A 15760-nucleotide genomic window follows, 5' to 3' on the forward strand; every position below is an offset into this window, starting at 1 on the left:
AGACCTCTTAGTCGTTGGCGTGTGTGGTAACCACCAACCTAAGAGGTCTTCACCCTTTCACCCTGCAACCAACGTCCTGTCTCAGTACACCTAGGCGGAGGCGGGCGAGGCCGGTGCGCCGAGCTCCCCGCGCCACCAGCGCAGGGTCTCGGCGACGGCGTCCGCGAGCGGGGTGGGCGCCAGCGCGAGCACCTCCTCCGACGCCGCGGAGTCCATGACGAACGGCCGCTCGAACTGGTAGGACATCTCGCCGATCTCGCGCATCGAGGGCAGAACAACGCCGAGCGCGCGGACCAGGCGGCCAGGGGTCCCGGTGAGCCGCGGGGCGGCGACACCGGCCTCCTCCGCGAATGCCTCCGCGAGCCTGCGCTGCGTGAGGGCGGGCAACGTCGGGGCATGCAGCACCCGGTCCCGTTTCCGTGCCAGGGCGACGGCCGCGATCATGGCGGCCGCGAGGTCCGGCACGTAGGTGAACGAGTGGGGCACATCGGGGCCTCCGATCACCTGGATCCGCCGTCCGCGCAGGACAGCCGGCACCATGCGCTCTCCGGCATGGGACAGGCGCACCCGGGGGCCGAAGAAGTCCGCGGCGACCACGGAGACGGTGTCGGTGGCGGAGGCGGCCCGCGCGGCGAGCAGTGCGGTGCGGACGCCGCGCTTTCCGCCGTCGGCTGCGCGCTCGCTGTCCTCTGCCATCACCTGCTCCGGACGGCTGTAGGAGTACAGGCTCTCCGGGAAGACGACGACGGCGCCGTGCCGGCCCGCGGCGTCGAGCACCGCGGCCTCGGCCGCCGGTAGTTCGCGCTGCCACGCCGCCGCGGTGTAGGCACTTCCGTGGATGCAGTGGAACACGGCTTCCGATCCGGCCACGGCAGCCGTGAGCGCCGCCGCATCCGAGGCATCGACTCGCCGCTTCTCGATGAGGGGATGGTCCGGGCCGCTTCCGGACCGGGTGAGGATGCGCACGGAGTCCCCGCGCTCGGCGAGCTGCCCGGCGACGGTCCAGCCGACGGGTCCTGCTCCGGTGACGACGTACAGGGTCATGAGGATGCCTCTCGTGGAAGATCGGATAAAAGCGAGAGCAGTGCTCTCACCAGCAAGCGTGACCCCGCGGATCGTCAATGTCAAGAGCACTGCTCTCATTAGTTGACGCTGCTCTCTCTTGAATGCCAGAGTGGCTCCATGCCAGGAACACCACGGGAACGCGCGCGCGAGCAGACACTCGACGACATCACCCGCATCGGGCGCCTCCAGCTGACGGAGGTGGGCGCCGCCGCCCTCTCCCTCCGCGCCGTGGCCCGCGAGCTCGGCGTCGTCTCCTCGGCGGTCTACCGCTACGTCGCCAATCGCGACGAGCTGCTGACACTCCTCGTCGTCGACGCCTACACAGAGCTCGGGGACGAGGTGGACGCCGCCGTCGCGGCAGCAGGGCCCGCCGCCGCCGACCGCTTCACGGCACTCGCCCTGGCGGTTCGGTCGTGGGCCGTGCGGGAGCCCTCGCGGTACGCACTGCTCTACGGCAGCCCCGTACCGGGCTACGCGGCTCCCGCCGAGCGGACCACGGCGCAGGGCACGCGCGTCGTCACGCTGCTCGCCCGCATCATGGACGACGCCTGGCGTTCAGGCGAGCTGGACGACGGTGGCCCGGACGCCGGGAGCAGGGGCGGCGGGAACCGGGGCGGCGGGAACGAGATGGCGCCGGCCGAACTCGCGGGCGACTACCGGGCCATCCGCGAGGAGCTGTCCCTGGCTGCACCGGACGGTGTCCTCGCGGCGACCGTGCAGGCCTGGTCCGCCCTGTTCGGCGCCGTCTCGTTCGAGGTCTTCGGGCAGTACGGGGCCGGCAGCTTCGCCGACCTCGACGCCCTGTTCCGCTACACCGTGCGCCGTCTCGCCCGGCAGTTGGGCCTGGACCCGGGCCGAGTGTGAGCTGCGCGCCGGGAGCCAGCAATTAGCGCGGGCCGTGCCCTGAATGAGAGACTTGCGGCTGCCGCCACCCCGCCGACCAGGAGCCCTTCGTGCGCATCCGCCTGCCCCGACCGGAGACCCGCAACAGCGCCCGCTCGGTCTGGCTGTTCTTCACCCTGATCCATGTCGGCTTCCTCGCGCGGCTGCTGCCCTTCATCATCGGCGGAGGAGTGCTCAGCGACGTCCGCTTCTACCGGGAGTGGGCGTACCAGGCACTGGGCGACGGCGTCTGGGAGGGCATCGACACGGCGTGGGTCTACCCCGTGGGGGCCCTCGCGCCCATGGTGGTCGCCACCGTGTTCGGCCCCTACCTCTACCAGCTCGCCTGGTTCCTCCTCTTCGCCGGACTCAACGCCGTGGGGACCGCAGCACTGATCCGCCGGGGGACGCCGCCGTCGTTCACGGCCGCCTACTGGTGGCTCACCGCCACGGCGCTCCTCGGCCCGGTCGCCGTGGGCAGGATCGACGGCCTGACGGCGCCGCTGGTCGTCGCGGCGCTGCTCATCGTCGCGTCACGCCCCTTCGTCGCAGCACTCGTGCTCAGCGCGGCGACCTGGATGAAGGTGTGGCCGGCCGCCGTCGTCCTCGCATCCCTCGTCGTCGTCCGGCACGCGCGGCTCCGCATCCTCGGCGCAGGGCTGGCGCTCACCGCGGGGATCGCCGCCGTGGTCGCGGTGTTCGGCGACATCCGGAACCTCACCGGGTTCCTGAGCGCCCAGGGAGCCCGTGGCATGCAACTCGAGGCGCCGCTCAGCACGCCCGGGGTGTGGCAGGCGATCACGGGGACCTCGGGCGCGTACTTCTTCGAGGACGAGGTCATCAACACCATGGAGGTACGGGGCGCCCTGAGCGGCGTCGTCGGTGACCTGATGACGCCGCTGCTGGCCCTGACCGTGGTCCTGGTCGCCGCGTTCCTGGCCATCGCCCTGCACCGCGGCGCGCAGCCCGGGGCCCTCCTCGCAACGGGGTCGCTCGCGCTCGTGAGCACCCTGGTGGTGTTCAACAAGGTGGGATCCCCGCAGTTCATGCTGTGGATCGCGGCCGTGATCGCCGCAGGGCTGGTGCTCGACCACGCGGACGAATGGCGATACCCCGCGATCGCGATGCTGGCCACCGCAGGCCTGACCACCCTCGTGTACCCGGTGTTCTACGACGCCCTGCGCTACGAGCTCAACCCGGCGGTGGCCGTCCTGCTCACGCTCCGCAACCTGCTGGTGGTGAGCATCTTCGTCTGGTCGCTCGTACGGCTCGGTCGGCTCACCGCCCGCGCACGCGTCGCCGAGGGTGCCGGTTCGCCTACGGGTGCCTGACGCCGTGCCCGGCGAGGACCGCCCGGTAGCCTTCGCGGTACGTCGGGTAGGTGAAGGAGAAGCCGCTGGAGCGCAGCAGGGAGCTGTCCACGCGGCGCGCACCACCCCGGTTCGACGTGGCCTCGCCACGCGGCGGGTGCGGCAGGCCGAGTTCGCCGGCCAGGAACAGCAGTACCTCGCCGAGGTCCACCGGTAGTTCGTCGCTGCCGAGGTAGACCGGCGCGGGGGAGTCGACGTCCATGACCAGGTGCACGATCGCGGCTGCGGCGTCGTCGCGGTGGATGCGGTTGGTCCACTGCGGTTCCGCCGGCAGGACGGCCGTCCCGCCCTTCACCTGGTCGATCAGGCGCGTCCGGCCGGGACCGTAGATGCCCGAGAGCCGGAGCACCGTCCCGCGGTCCGAACGCCCGAGGAGCACCTGTTCGGCCTCCCGGATCAGGCGCGCCGTGGGTGCGGCACTCTCCGCCGGCGACTCCTCGGTGACCAGGCCGCCGTCGAAGTCCCCGTACACCGCGGTGGAGGACACGAACAGGATGCGCCGGGGATGCAGTCCGTCGCGCTCGAGCGCATCCAGCACGTTCCGCGTCGACTCCACGTACGCGCTGCGGTACGCGGCCTCGCTCCGGTCCCCGGCGGCGGTCGCGATGACCACGACGTCGGTGTCCGGCGGGAGCGGGGGCAGGGGTTGTGTCAGGTCCGCGGCGACTCCCTCGATCCCTGCGGGGATCCGCTCGGCCGAGCGTCGCAGGCCGACGACGCGCTCTCCCCGGGCGGCCAGCCGCAGCCCCACCTCGGTCCCGAGGTCTCCGCAACCCGCGATCAGCACCGTCATCCCGACATCCTTCCTGACGGCCGCCCTCGCGGCGGCCGCGCATGTCGCCAGTCTAGGGCGGGCGAGGACGCCGGCACCGCCGTCGTCCTAGTCGCGGATACGCACCGCGGTCTCCCTCAGGTACAGGTCCACCCGTGTGTAGGCATCGCGCGTCAGCGCCTTCCAGAGCGCGACGGCGAGCCGCGGGTCCTCCTCCTCGATGTCCCGGATGGCCTGGGCCGTGAGGACCTTCACATGCACGTCCTCGAGCGCCTTCACCGTGGTCTCCTGGCGGTCGTCGCTGCCGAGGGCCAGTTCACCGAAGGTCATGCCGGCGCTCAGCGTGGTCAGTTTGAGGCGCTGGCCGGAGGGGCCGGGTACGGAGGTCACGATCTTGCCGGAGAGGATGAAGAACACGCCGCCGAAGGTCTGCCCGACGCGCCGCACGACGTGCCCCCGCTCGTAGGTGCGGTCCTCCATCCAGCGGGTCAGCGCTTCGACGTCCTCCTCGCTGAGCGGGCTCAGCGCCGGGCACTGGGACACCTCGACCTCGGACGGCAGGACGAGGTCCCCGCCGTACCGCGTGATGAGCTCGTTCTCGCACCACTCGACGGCGGCGGTCCGGGTGTCGAAGGTCGGCACCGCCCTGTCCACGTCCTTGAACGTCTCCGCGAGCGTGCCCTCGGCGTCGATCAGGACCAGTTCGCGGTCCACCTTCGCGAGGTTCTCCCGGACCTGTCCGAGCAGCCTGAGGGAGACGTCCGCGACCTCGTCCACGCGGCGCAGGTCGAGGATCACGAAGTCGACGTCGTCGTCCAGGCTGCTGAGCTCGCGCACCATGGATTCCGTGCCCGCGAAGAGGAGGTCGCCGTTGAGCTCGATGACCATGGCACGGTGGCCGTGCTCCCGCAGGACATCCATGGCCTCGTCGGCCCGCCGGATGCCCGAGGGCGAGGCCGTGATGTCGTAGGTGGCCCGGATGGCCGAACGGCCGGCCCGCGCCGCCCGCACGAAGTGGAGTTCCATGTCGCGGGACAGGCGCTGGCTCGTCGCCATGCCGCGCACGCTGCTGCCGTGTTCGTCGAGCGGTGGGGAGTAGACAGCCAGACCCACCTGTCCGGGCAGCACGGCGATGGTCCCGCCGCCCACGCCGCTCTTGGCCGGCATGCCGACCGTGCTGATCCACGAACCGGCGTCGTCGTACATGCCGCACGTGGTCATCACGGACAGGACCCGCTCGACGGCCAGCAGGTCCATGGCTTCGACGCCGGTGAGCGGGTTCCGCCCGGAGTTGGCCAGGGTCGCGGCCATGACGGAGAGGTCCATGCAGTTGACCATCACGGAGCACTGGCGGAAGTAGTCCTCGATGACCGGCGTCGGATCGTCCTCGATGATGTCGAACGAGCGCAGGAGGTAGGCCAGGGCGCGGTTCCGGTGGCCGTGTTCGAGCTCGGACCGGAAGATCTCCTCGTTCACGCCCAGCTGGCGGCCCGCGAATTCCGAGTACGTCCGGAGGATGCGCTTGAAGCGCTTGTTGCCGCCGCGGGACTGCACGAGCGACGTCGCCGTGAGGGCGCCGGCGTTGATCATGGCGTTGGAGGGGCGGCCGCTTCCGGGCGCCAGCGAGATCTCGTTGAAGGAGTCGCCCGAGGGTTCCACATCCACCTTCGCGTCCACGGCTTCCATCCCGAGGTCGGCGAGGGCCAGCCCGTAGGTGAACGGCTTCGAGATGGACTGGATGGTGAATTCCTCGCGCGTGTCACCCACCTCGTACATGTAGCCGTCCACCGTGGTCAGGCAGATCCCGAAGTTGTCCGGATCCACGTTCGCCATCGCGGGGATGGTGCTGTACGGCTTGCCGTCCCGCAGATCGGAGATCTCCCGGTGGATGGTCCTCAGGTAGCTTTCGATCGGCGATTCCATGCAGTCCACCCTACGGGGCCGGGCAGCCTGACCCGGCCGGGGTCAGCGGCTACGCAGTGTATGCCTGATGGAGAGCACGAAGAGCTGGACGACGGCGGTCGCGACGCCGAGAAGGATCAGGGGCGGCGCGGCCATCGACGTGTAGTTGAACCACGGCATCGAGTACTGCGAGGTCATCTGGCCGAGGCTCTCCGCGTACTGCCGCTCGTACACCATGGGTGCCGAGATGAGGTAGACCCCGAGGGTCGTGAGGACCGCCGCCACCACCCAGATCCATACGTCGAAGGGGTTGCGGCGGGAGTCGGCAATCGGCGTCCCGGCCGCTTCCGGTCCCACCTCGCGAATCAGCGACGGGTCGGCTGGGCGCTCCGCGGCGTGCAGCAGGGTCGGCGCGAGCGGCGCAGGAGACGTGACACGGTCTGCCATCCCGGCTGCGCCGCCGCGCTGGTAGATGCCGTCGTAGCGCGGGTCGTTGGTCTCCTGCATGCGATCGCTCATCGGTATTCCTCCCCCTGGACTGACGAATGCCCCCAGTAAAGCACGGTGCCCGGCTGCGGTGAACGGTCCCGGTGAGCTCAGTTGCGGTCGCCGAGGCGCTCGAGGAGTCGTTCCTCGGCGTCGTGTCCCGGCGCGATTCCCCGCGGGATCCGGAGCAGGAAGACGAGACCGAGGACCCACCACAGGCCGAACAGGATCCACGGCGGTGGGGTGAGCGCTGCCGGCATGCCCGGCAGGTACAGGCTGAGCAGCCCCACGCAGAGGACCACGGCGATCCAGCCGATCACGGTGCCGCCATTGCCGGCTCCACCGATCCGCAGCGGCCGATCCATCGCGGGTTCCTTCCGGCGCAGGATCACGAAGACCAGCGCCACGAGGATGTAGGCGAGGACGATGCTGGGCGCACCGGAATCGACGAGCCAGCCGAGCATCTGCGTGCCGAAGAAGGGCGCCGCGAAGGACAGCGCACCGATGAAGACGAGGGCGTTGACCGGCGTCCGGTAGCGCGGATGGAGCACGCCGAACCACCGGGGGAGCATGCCGGAGCGCGACATCGAGTACATGAGGCGTGACGCGCCCAGCAGCAGCGAGTTCCAGGAGGTGAGGATACCCGCGATGCCGCCTGCGATCAGCACCTTCGCCATGATGTCCGAGCCGAACATCGCGCCCATCGCGTCCGCCGTCGCGATGTCCGCGGTGGCCAGCTCTCCAGCCGGCATCGCCGACGACGTCGTCAGGATGGTCATCACGTACCAGATGGTCGCAAGGATGACGGCGACGACCACGAGCCGACCGATCTGACGGGCAGGGATGTCGACCTCCTCGGCGGACTGCGGGATGACGTCGAAGCCCACGAACAGGAAGGGCACGACCACCAGGACGGCGAAGAACCCCGCGGATCCGCCGGTGAAGAAGGGCTGCATGTTCGTCGCCGACCCGCCGGTGAAGCTGCCGAAGACCAGGACCAGCCCGATGACGAGGAGGAACACGACGACGAAGGTCTGCGCCGCGCCCGCGATCTTCACGCCGCGGATGTTGACCAGGGTGATGACCACGGCGGCGACGGCGCCCACGAGGGCCCACGTCAGGTGGACCTCGTCGCCGGCCACCGTCCAGAGGGGGATGCGGCTCAGGTCAGGGAAGATGTACTCGGCGGTCCGGGGGAGGGCCACGGCCTCGAAGGCGACGATGGTGACATAACCGCCGGTGATGGCCCACGAACCCACGAAGGACCAGCGCGGACCCATCCCCCTGAGGAGGAAGTTGTGCTCACCTCCGGCCTTCGGCATGGCGGCGGTGAGTTCGGCGTACGTCAGGCCCACCACGCCCATGATGACGCCTCCCGCCACCATCGCGAGCACTGCTCCGCCCGTGCCCGCCGAGGAGATCCACCCCCCGGTGAGGACGACCCAGCCGAAGCCGATCATCGCCCCGAAGCCCAGGGCCAGTGCGTCCCAGTTCCCCAGGACCTTCAGGAGCGAGGCATCCTGCCCGCTCGTCGCGCCTGCTGTGCTGTCGGGTGTCATGGCCGCTCCATCCTCGTGTCACCGGCCCCCGGGGTGTGCCGGGGGCCATGCTGTCGGCGGGCCCTGGCGTCCGGCGTTGTGCTCGGGGTGATCCACTGTAGGGGATCGGTGCCGCTGCGGGAACCGTTGTGGCGGCGGCGGGTGATTGGATGAGGATGTGACCGTAACGAGTGCGGCACGGACGACGATCGGATGTAGCGATGCCACCGCGGTCCACGCGCAGCACGACCAACGCCCCACGCCTGTCGCTGCAGGCGTCGAGGGGCGTGACACCCGTGGCGGAACCACGCCTGCTCGACGGCGACCACCGCGAGGGTGAGCACTACGAACGGGTGGCGCTGGACGGGGAGGAACTCGCGGGCATCACGCTGCAGGAATGCCTGCTCGAGGGAGTCTCCCTCAGCGACACCGAGCTGCGGGGCGCCCGCTTCCTCGAGTGCACGTTCAGGGAGCTCTTCGCGCCGGTCTTCCGGGCGCCGCGCAGCAGCTGGCGGGAGACGTCCCTGCAGGGAACGCGGTGGGGATCGGCGGAGCTCTACGACAGCACGTTCGACGCCGTGCATCTCGACGGCGGCAAGCTCGACTACGTGAACCTCCGCAGCTCCCGACTGACCGATGTCCTCGTGAGCGGCTGCATCATCGGCGAACTCGACCTGACCGGTGCGCGGGCAACCCGGCTCGCCCTGCAGGACTGCACCATCGGCACCCTCACCCTGGACGGCGCCCAGCTGAAGGACGTCGACCTGCGCACCAGCAGTTTCCGGGGCATCCACGGCCTCGACGGCCTGCGCGGCGCCACCATCGACGAATACCAGTTGCAGCTCCTGGCACCGTTCCTCGCGGAGAGCATGGGCCTGCGGATCGAGGGCTGAGCACGTGCCCGTCCGCGGCGCGGACCGCGGTGGCCCGGATCATTCCGGTGGGCGACGGATCACGCCGAGAAGGTGTACCGGCCTCCGGGCGCGGCCCGGAACGGGGTCGACGTCGTGACGTAGGTCCCGCGGCTGGTCGGGCGCGCGAACGCACCCTGGGTGACATAGGTTCCCTCAGTGCCCGGCTGGAGCGGGCGGCCCGTCACGTAGCGGCCCCCGAGGGGTGCCGGTGAGATGGCGCGGGCGGCGGTGGTCTTCGCTGAACGGCGGGTGGTGCGATCGAGCAGTGTCATGGTGGTTCCTTCTATGGGTGCGTTGGGCATGGTGGAGGCAGGCGCGAGCATGCATCGGCTGCCGCGCCCGCTGGTGAAGAGGTTCGGGCATGTGCCCGCTGCCGCGCCTGTTCCCGGGCGCGGCGGAGCTGAGAGCCCGGTCCGGTAGGCCAGGCCGCCTGCCAGGGGCTAGGCGGGACTTTCCTCCGGCGGTGTGTCCTGGCACTCCTGGCAGAGGCCGTTGAACGTGACTTCGGCCGTGAGGACGGCGAAGCCGGACGCATCGGATGGTGTGAGGCAGGGAGCCTCCCCGATGACGCAGTCGACATCCCTGATGGCACTGCACCGGATGCAGACGAGGTGGTGGTGGTTGTCGCCCACCCTGCACTCGAAGAGTGCGGGCGATCCCGGAGGATCGAAACGGCGGACGAGCCCCGCGCCGGTGAAGGCAGCGAGAATGCCGTACACGGCCTGGGTGGACGAGCCGCTCAGAGCGGTCCGCACCGCAGCCGTCACCTGCTCCACGCTGGAATGGGGGTTGTCCTTCAGCGCCTGCAGGACCGCGAGGCGTGGCGCGGTGACCTTCAGGCCGGACATCCGGATCGACTCGCGGAGCGTCTCCACCCGGGAGTGCGGATCAGTGGAAATCGCCATGCCACCAGCCTAGGTGTTGTTTTGATCGATACAAAACTGGCGAGCCGTTAGCTCGGTCACGTCGCCGGGCTCCTGCGGGGCGGAAGCCCCCCCTTCCCTGCGGCTGGCCGTCCTGCTCCAGCCGGCCTTCGACCCGACGCCTAGGACGTCACGCCGGGTCCTCGGCGGTCTCGCGGACGCCGGGGTAGCCCGGTCCCGCGGGGTGGGAGGGGCCCGTCGGGTAGCCCGGTCCCGAAGGGTGGCCGGGACCGGCAGGATGCCTGTCCGCAGTGTGGTCCCGGGCGGCAGTGGCAGGTGCCGCAGGAGCAGGGGGTGCCGGCGTGACCGGCGGCACGGAGGCGGCCGGCGGTGCAGGGCGGGCGTGCGACGACGACGGCAGGGAGCCCGCCGGCTGCCCGCTCTCGGGACGGGATGGTCCGGAAGCGGGCGGAGCATGGTAGCGGGAGGAGTCGTACTGCGACGCGTCGTAGGCGGGCGGAGCCGCGGGCCACGCCGGTACCGGTGCCGGCCCCCAGGGATCGTGCGCCGGAAGAACCCGGGCACCGACCGGCACCCGGCCGTCCGGGCCGGCGGCGTACGGTGCAGGGGATGCCGGTGCGAGGGGGTACGCGGGCTGGAGCATCGGCGGCCGAGCCGGCTGCGGCGTGACGGCGCGCGTCCGCTCGATACCGCGCCGGTCCGCGAGCCGGACGATGACCACGGCGGTCACCGCCATGGTCGTCGCGGAGACGATGAGCCCGCCCACCGAGCCCTCACTGGAGTTCACGTCCACGAGGCCGAAGGCTCCGAGCACGAAGATGGTCATGTTGTTGATCGCGTGCACTGCGATCGCCGCTTCCAGCCCGCCGGTCCGCCAGGTGATCCAGCCGGCGAAGATCGCGAAGATGGCGACGTCGGTCTGGCCGAGGGGGTCGTAGGTGTGGCCGAGCACGAAGAGCGGGACGGGCAGCAGGATCGCGAAGGCGGGATGCCGCAGCCAGCTCCCGATGGCCTGCATCAGGAAGCCCCGGAACACGTACTCCTCCGCGGCGGCCTGGAACGGGACCGCGAGGAGGGACAGGGTGAGCAGGATCAGGAGGGTGGAAGTGTCCTGCTGCACGGGTGCTGTGGTGGCTTCCTCCGGGAAGAAGAAGCCGATCAGCGTGGAGACGGCGAGGCTCACGAGGAACACGGCCAGGGCGGCCGCCGTGCAGACCGCCAGCCACCGCCAGCGGATGTGGCCGGCCACCGAGGAGAACAGGCCGACGGGCCGCGGTCCCGTGATGAGTGCGGCGAGCACGAGGGCCGGGATCATGAGGATCAGCGAGACCAGGGTGAAGGCGAAGATCACCGGGTCGCTGAGGTCGATGGACGCGGCGGCATCCATGTAGTGCTCGATGTCCGCCGAGGTGGCGAGCGCCACGATCGCCCCGACCACCAGGAGGGCGATCGTGAAGACCAGGTAGAAGGCGAGGCCGAGCAGCGCCGTGAGGAGCGGTTTCCACCAGCGGTGCTGGGGCCACGAGCGGGAGAGGCGGTGGAATGCGTACTGCCGGTCGACCAGTTCCATGCTTCTACCGTAGTGCGGATTCCTTGGTGTTCCCTGCGGTGTGTTCCTGGCTGTCCCGCCGGTGGCGGAGGTGCCCGAGGAGGGTGACGACGGCGGAGAGCAGCGCGGACACGGCGACGCCGAGCCACAGGTCCACCTTCAGGGTCAGGGCACCCACGACGGCGCCGGCCATGATGAGCGCGATCGCGGCGGAGCGGCGAGCCCAGAAGGGGCTCTTCCCGCCGGCCAGCCGGGAGTCCGAGGCGAGGCCCGTGATCGTGGAGGTGACCACCACGGTGGTGATCTCGGCGACCTTGAGCCGCTTCGCCGTCGCGGCCTGGATGCCCATCATGGCGGCGAGCACCGACGTCGTGATGCTGCCCAGCACCTCCTCGGCGTGCACGTCGACCAGCGCGACATAGACCGCGAGCGCGGTCAGGCCCGCCGTCACCGTGAGGAGGGCGCTCGAGGTCCGGCCCGACCACCCCTCCGGTCCCTTGCGCAGTACGCGCCCCGCGAGGGCGGCGCCCACCATGAAGAAGACGAGGGCGAGCGCGGGGCGGAGGATCGGCAGGTCGGCGCCGCCGGCGAAGGCCATGCCGAGGAGGACGACGTTGCCGGTCATGTTGCCCGTGAAGACGCGGTCGAGGCCGAGGTAGCCGACGGCGTCGATCACGCCCGTGGAGAACGTCAGGACCAGCATGAGCCACAGATGGAGGCGGTCCGTCGCCACCCGGTTCTTCTTCACGATGTTTTCCTCCGGTAACAACCTTGAAACGAATGTATACGAAGCTTATCGTCGTACTGGCGATTGTATTCAATCCAAACGCTGTGCCGAACGCAGTTCCATCCCGTCCCTTCGTGAGGAACCCCATGCAGCACCCCACGCAGCCCCTGTCCCGACATCCCTTACGCCGCACACGGCCCGGCAGGGCCGCCGGGTTGCTGGCCGCAGCCGCCGTCGCCGTGACGGCCCTGACCGCCTGCCAGCCGATCCAGCCGTTGCCGGCCACACCCGTCCGGGAGGACAGCACGGGCGTGCCCATCGGGGAGGCGACGATCCGCGAGGGAGGCGACCTCGTCATGGCACTCTCGGCCGAGCCGGACCGCCTCGACCCCACGACGTCGTCGTCCCTCTATACGCGCTACGTCATGCAGACCATGTGCCAGAAGCTCTACGACATCGACGCCGAGGGCGAGCTCGTCCCGCAACTGGCCACGGCCCTGCCGGAGATCTCCGAGGACGGCCTGACCGTCACCATCCCCGTGCGCACCGACGCCGTCTTCGCGGACGGCGTGCCGTTCGACGCCGATGCCGTCCGGGCGACCCTCGAGCGCCACCTCACGCTCGAGGGATCCACGCGCAAGAGTGAGCTCGGACCGATCGCCGACATCCGCGCCGTCAGTCCGGACCGCGTCCAGATCAGCTACGAGAAGCCCTTCGCGCCGCTCGCCGCTGCGCTCGCGGACCGTGCAGGGATGATGCTCTCACCCAGGGCCATCGAGGAGAAGGGGGCGGAGTTCGGCAACAGCCCCGTCTGCGTCGGGCCCTTCAAGTTCGTCGACCGCGTACCGCAGACGTCGATCACCGTCGAGCGTGATCCGCTCTTCTACGACGCGGACAGCGTCCACCTGGACACCATCACCTACCGCATCATCACCGACGCGAACATCCGTGCCGCGAACCTCCGCTCCGGGGACGTCCAGGTGGCGGACACCATCTCCCCGCAGGACGTCGACGCCCTGCTCAAGGAGGACGGCGTGGGTGTCCTGCAGGTCGGCTCGCTGGGCTACCAGGGACTCACGGTGAACGTCGGCAACACCGACGGCGTCGGGGAACCACCGGGCACCATCGACACCCCGATCGCGCAGGAGAAGGCGATCCGCATGGCGCTGTCCATGTCGATCGACCGCGAGGCCCTCGTGAACACCGTCTTCAACAGCTGGTTCGAGCCGGCGTGCTCACCCATCTCACCGGCCAGCCCCTACGCCTCCGAACTGAGCGAGGCCTGCCCACCCTTCGATCCCGAGGGTGCGAAGAAGATGCTCCAGGATGCGGGAGTCGAGACGCCCTACCCCATCCGGATGCAGGTCACCAACACCCCGGACACGCTGCGCTACGGCCAGGCGCTGCAGGCTGCGGTCGCCGACGGCGGGTTCGACCTCACCGTGGTGCCGGTGGAGTACTCCACCCTCCTCGACGTGCAGTCACGCGGTGACTTCGAGGCGCTGCAGCTCGGCTGGTCCGGGCGCATCGACCCGCACGGCAACATGTTCAACTTCCTGTCGACGGGCGGCGGCAACAACTACTCCGGCTACGGGAACCCCGAGGTGGACCGGCTGCTCACCAGCGCGGCACAGATCAACGACGTCGGGGAGCGTGCGGCCATCTACGGGCAGGCCGTGGAACTGGTCCAGCAGGACAACCCCCTGATCTACCTGTACCGGCAGCGCAACCTCACCGCCTACAGCACCGACATCGCGGGCGTGGAGACGTTCGCCGACGGCGTCGTCCACCTCAGCAACGCCGCATTCATCGAGACGGAGAACTGACATGGGCCGCTACCTCTTCACCCGGCTCTGGCAGTCGGCCGTCACCCTGGTCCTCGCCTCGATCGTCGTGTTCATCGGTGTGCGCCAGCTCCCGGGCGATCCCGCGCTCGCGATGGCGGGGGAGGAGGCGACGCCGGAACAGCTCGCCGCGGTGCGCGCGGAGCTGGGCCTCGACCAGCCACTCGTGGCGCAGTACTTCGCCTTCGTCCGCAACATGTTCCGGGGCGACTTCGGCGAGTCCACCCGCACGGGCACCCCGGTGACCGAGCTGATCGCCACCACGCTGCCGGTCACGCTCTGGCTCTCCGCCTACGCGATCGTCGTGGCCATCGTCGTCGGGATCCTCTTCGGGGTCATCGCGGAGCGGTTCCGTGGACGCTGGCCCGAGTGGGTCGCGAACGCGTTCGCCCTCATCGGACTCTCCGTCCCCAACTTCTGGCTCGGCATCCTCGCCATCCTCTACCTGGCGGTGACGCTCGGCTGGTTCCCCGCCTCGGGGTACGTGGACGTCCTCTCGGATCCGCTCCGCGGGCTCTACTACCTCACGCTGCCGGCCCTGATCCTGGGCACCGGACTCGCCGCCGTCATCATGCGGCAGACCAGGGCGTCGATGATCGAGACCATGACCACCGACTACGTGCGGACCGCCCGCGCCAAGGGCCTGGGCCGGGGACGCGTGCTGATGCGCTACGGACTGCGAAACTCGCTCATCGTCGTCGTCACCATCGTGGGCCTCCAGCTCGGCGGACTCATCTCGGGCGCGGTGGTCACCGAGCGCATCTTCGCGCTGCCGGGTTTCGGCAAGCTGACCCTCGACGCCGTCTTCACCCGCGACTACCCCGTCATCCAGGCGGTGGTGCTCATCATCACCGTCAGCTACATCCTGATCAACCTCGCCGTGGACATCCTGTACTCGGTGGTCAATCCCAAGATCCGCGTCGGAGGAGCCAACTGATGGCCGTCGAAACACTGCCCCCCGGAGTGGGTGGCGCCGGGCTCGGCTCCGGCCGTGGCCGCATCTGGTCCTCGCTGCGCTCCAATCCGCTCGGGATCACCGGAGGCATACTGCTCGTCGCCGTCGTCCTGGCTGCGCTCCTCGCCCCGCTCCTCGCGCCCTACCCGCCCACCGAGGTGCACTTCGACACGCCGTTCCAGCGGCCCTTCACCGAGGGTTTCCCCCTGGGGACGGACGACCTCGGGCGGGATGTCCTCTCCCGCCTGCTGTTCGGCATCCAGACCTCGCTGCAGGTCGGTGTGCTCTCCGTGCTCCTCGCCGTCGTCATCGGGACACCGCTCGGCCTGCTGGCCGGCTACTCGCGGGGGTTCGACGCCGTCATCTCCCGCCTCACGGACGTCACCCTGGCCTTCCCCTTCCTCATCATCGCCGTCGGGCTCGCCGCGATCAGCGGGCCCAGCCTCGGCAACGCGGCCGTCGCGCTCGGCATAGCCCAGATCCCCACCATGATCCGGGTGGTGCGCGGCGAGACGCTGCGCATCAAGGAGAGCGACTTCGTGCTCGGCGCCCGCACCATGGACGCCTCGCCGACGTGGATCATGATGCGGCACGTGCTGCCGAACGCCACGTCGGCCATCATCGTCCAGGCCACGGTCATCATGCCCGTCGCGGTGATCGGCGAGGCACTGCTGTCCTTCCTCGGGCTCGGCATCCAGCCACCCACGCCGAGCCTCGGGATCATGCTTTCCGACGCCCAGCAGTACATCTTCCGTGCACCCAGTGCGGCGATCTTCCCGGGCATCGCGATCGCCGTGATCTGCTTGGCCTTCAACCTGTTCGGGGACGCCCTGCGCGACGCCTTCGACCCGACGAACTCCACCCGAAAGTGA

General features: G+C 69.9%; 15 protein-coding genes. 6 read left to right on the forward strand and 9 right to left on the reverse strand.

Annotated elements, in window-relative coordinates:
• Positions 1–90: 90 nt before the first annotated feature.
• Positions 91–1044 (reverse strand): NAD-dependent epimerase/dehydratase family protein, encoded by a 954-nt coding sequence (locus ACIQCY_RS13870; RefSeq protein WP_400484482.1) that lies wholly within the window; start codon positions 1042–1044, stop codon positions 91–93.
• Between the two features lie 138 nt (positions 1045–1182).
• On the opposite strand from ACIQCY_RS13870, the gene ACIQCY_RS13875 reads away from it, so the two are divergent.
• Both ACIQCY_RS13875 and ACIQCY_RS13880 read left to right on the forward strand, forming a co-directional pair.
• The gene (locus tag ACIQCY_RS13875; RefSeq protein ID WP_400484483.1) at positions 1183–1929 is read left to right on the forward strand and encodes a TetR/AcrR family transcriptional regulator; all 747 of its coding nucleotides are present in this window, start codon (positions 1183–1185) and stop codon (positions 1927–1929) included.
• 89 nt (positions 1930–2018) lie between these two features.
• Positions 2019–3278: a glycosyltransferase 87 family protein gene (locus ACIQCY_RS13880; protein ID WP_400484484.1), complete on the forward strand. Its 1260-nt coding sequence runs from the start codon at positions 2019–2021 to the stop codon at positions 3276–3278.
• Here the strand turns inward: ACIQCY_RS13880 and ACIQCY_RS13885 are convergent.
• The 4 genes from ACIQCY_RS13885 to ACIQCY_RS13900 all read right to left on the reverse strand — a co-directional run bounded on the left by ACIQCY_RS13885 (position 3265) and on the right by ACIQCY_RS13900 (position 8036).
• Positions 3265–4110, reverse strand: a complete 846-nt coding sequence (locus tag ACIQCY_RS13885; protein WP_400484485.1) for an NAD-dependent epimerase/dehydratase family protein — start codon at positions 4108–4110, stop codon at positions 3265–3267. The two genes, ACIQCY_RS13880 and ACIQCY_RS13885, sit on opposite strands and share 14 nt — an antisense overlap.
• A gap of 87 nt (positions 4111–4197) precedes the next feature.
• Positions 4198–6012 (reverse strand): glutaminase A, encoded by a 1815-nt coding sequence (glsA, locus tag ACIQCY_RS13890; protein ID WP_400484486.1) that lies wholly within the window; start codon positions 6010–6012, stop codon positions 4198–4200.
• Between the two features lie 42 nt (positions 6013–6054).
• Positions 6055–6510, reverse strand: a complete 456-nt coding sequence (locus ACIQCY_RS13895; RefSeq protein WP_400484487.1) for a hypothetical protein — start codon at positions 6508–6510, stop codon at positions 6055–6057.
• 77 nt (positions 6511–6587) lie between these two features.
• Positions 6588–8036, reverse strand: a complete 1449-nt coding sequence (locus tag ACIQCY_RS13900; RefSeq protein WP_400484488.1) for an APC family permease — start codon at positions 8034–8036, stop codon at positions 6588–6590.
• Between the two features lie 200 nt (positions 8037–8236).
• On the opposite strand from ACIQCY_RS13900, the gene ACIQCY_RS13905 reads away from it, so the two are divergent.
• Positions 8237–8908 carry a pentapeptide repeat-containing protein gene (locus tag ACIQCY_RS13905; RefSeq protein WP_400484489.1) on the forward strand — a complete coding sequence of 224 codons (672 nt, stop codon included), beginning with the start codon at positions 8237–8239 and terminating at the stop codon, positions 8906–8908.
• 59 nt (positions 8909–8967) lie between these two features.
• On the opposite strand, the gene ACIQCY_RS13910 is transcribed toward ACIQCY_RS13905, so the two are convergent.
• The 4 genes from ACIQCY_RS13910 to ACIQCY_RS13925 form a co-directional block, all read right to left on the reverse strand.
• Complete coding sequence (locus ACIQCY_RS13910; protein ID WP_400484490.1) at positions 8968–9201, reverse strand: hypothetical protein; 234 nt, start codon at positions 9199–9201, stop codon at positions 8968–8970.
• A gap of 168 nt (positions 9202–9369) precedes the next feature.
• Complete coding sequence (locus tag ACIQCY_RS13915) at positions 9370–9834, reverse strand: Fur family transcriptional regulator (RefSeq protein ID WP_400484491.1); 465 nt, start codon at positions 9832–9834, stop codon at positions 9370–9372.
• Positions 9835–9982: 148 nt separating this feature from the next.
• The gene (locus ACIQCY_RS13920; RefSeq protein ID WP_400484492.1) at positions 9983–11383 is read right to left on the reverse strand and encodes a lysostaphin resistance A-like protein; all 1401 of its coding nucleotides are present in this window, start codon (positions 11381–11383) and stop codon (positions 9983–9985) included.
• Between the two features lie 4 nt (positions 11384–11387).
• Positions 11388–12110: a YoaK family protein gene (locus ACIQCY_RS13925; RefSeq protein WP_400484493.1), complete on the reverse strand. Its 723-nt coding sequence runs from the start codon at positions 12108–12110 to the stop codon at positions 11388–11390.
• A gap of 125 nt (positions 12111–12235) precedes the next feature.
• On the opposite strand from ACIQCY_RS13925, the gene ACIQCY_RS13930 reads away from it, so the two are divergent.
• From ACIQCY_RS13930 to ACIQCY_RS13940, 3 genes are read left to right on the forward strand one after another with little or no spacing between them, the layout of a single operon-like run.
• Positions 12236–13915 (forward strand): ABC transporter substrate-binding protein, encoded by a 1680-nt coding sequence (locus ACIQCY_RS13930; protein ID WP_400484494.1) that lies wholly within the window; start codon positions 12236–12238, stop codon positions 13913–13915.
• 1 nt (position 13916) lies between these two features.
• Positions 13917–14870: an ABC transporter permease gene (locus ACIQCY_RS13935; protein ID WP_400484495.1), complete on the forward strand. Its 954-nt coding sequence runs from the start codon at positions 13917–13919 to the stop codon at positions 14868–14870.
• A complete protein-coding gene (locus ACIQCY_RS13940; protein WP_400484496.1) occupies positions 14870–15760 on the forward strand; it encodes an ABC transporter permease in 891 nt (296 codons plus the stop codon). Before ACIQCY_RS13935 ends, ACIQCY_RS13940 begins: the two co-directional genes overlap by 1 nt.

The organism is Arthrobacter sp. NPDC092385 (assembly GCF_044755105.1).
In the GTDB taxonomy this organism is placed as follows: domain Bacteria; phylum Actinomycetota; class Actinomycetes; order Actinomycetales; family Micrococcaceae; genus Arthrobacter_D.

Bases quoted from the DNA above. Each gene is read 5' to 3' on its own strand.
- ACIQCY_RS13885 (WP_400484485.1), bottom strand. From the start codon at position 4,110: ATGACGGTGCTGATCGCGGGTTGCGGAGACCTCGGGACCGAGGTGGGG.
- ACIQCY_RS13870 (WP_400484482.1), bottom strand. From the start codon at position 1,044: ATGACCCTGTACGTCGTCACCGGAGCAGGACCCGTCGGCTGGACCGTC.
- ACIQCY_RS13895 (WP_400484487.1), bottom strand. From the start codon at position 6,510: ATGAGCGATCGCATGCAGGAGACCAACGACCCGCGCTACGACGGCATC.
- ACIQCY_RS13935 (WP_400484495.1), top strand. From the start codon at position 13,917: ATGGGCCGCTACCTCTTCACCCGGCTCTGGCAGTCGGCCGTCACCCTG.
- ACIQCY_RS13905 (WP_400484489.1), top strand. From the start codon at position 8,237: ATGCCACCGCGGTCCACGCGCAGCACGACCAACGCCCCACGCCTGTCG.
- ACIQCY_RS13920 (WP_400484492.1), bottom strand. From the start codon at position 11,383: ATGGAACTGGTCGACCGGCAGTACGCATTCCACCGCCTCTCCCGCTCG.
- ACIQCY_RS13910 (WP_400484490.1), bottom strand. From the start codon at position 9,201: ATGACACTGCTCGATCGCACCACCCGCCGTTCAGCGAAGACCACCGCC.
- ACIQCY_RS13900 (WP_400484488.1), bottom strand. From the start codon at position 8,036: ATGACACCCGACAGCACAGCAGGCGCGACGAGCGGGCAGGATGCCTCG.
- ACIQCY_RS13930 (WP_400484494.1), top strand. From the start codon at position 12,236: ATGCAGCACCCCACGCAGCCCCTGTCCCGACATCCCTTACGCCGCACA.
- ACIQCY_RS13915 (WP_400484491.1), bottom strand. From the start codon at position 9,834: ATGGCGATTTCCACTGATCCGCACTCCCGGGTGGAGACGCTCCGCGAG.
- ACIQCY_RS13940 (WP_400484496.1), top strand. From the start codon at position 14,870: ATGGCCGTCGAAACACTGCCCCCCGGAGTGGGTGGCGCCGGGCTCGGC.
- glsA (WP_400484486.1), bottom strand. From the start codon at position 6,012: ATGGAATCGCCGATCGAAAGCTACCTGAGGACCATCCACCGGGAGATC.
- ACIQCY_RS13875 (WP_400484483.1), top strand. From the start codon at position 1,183: ATGCCAGGAACACCACGGGAACGCGCGCGCGAGCAGACACTCGACGAC.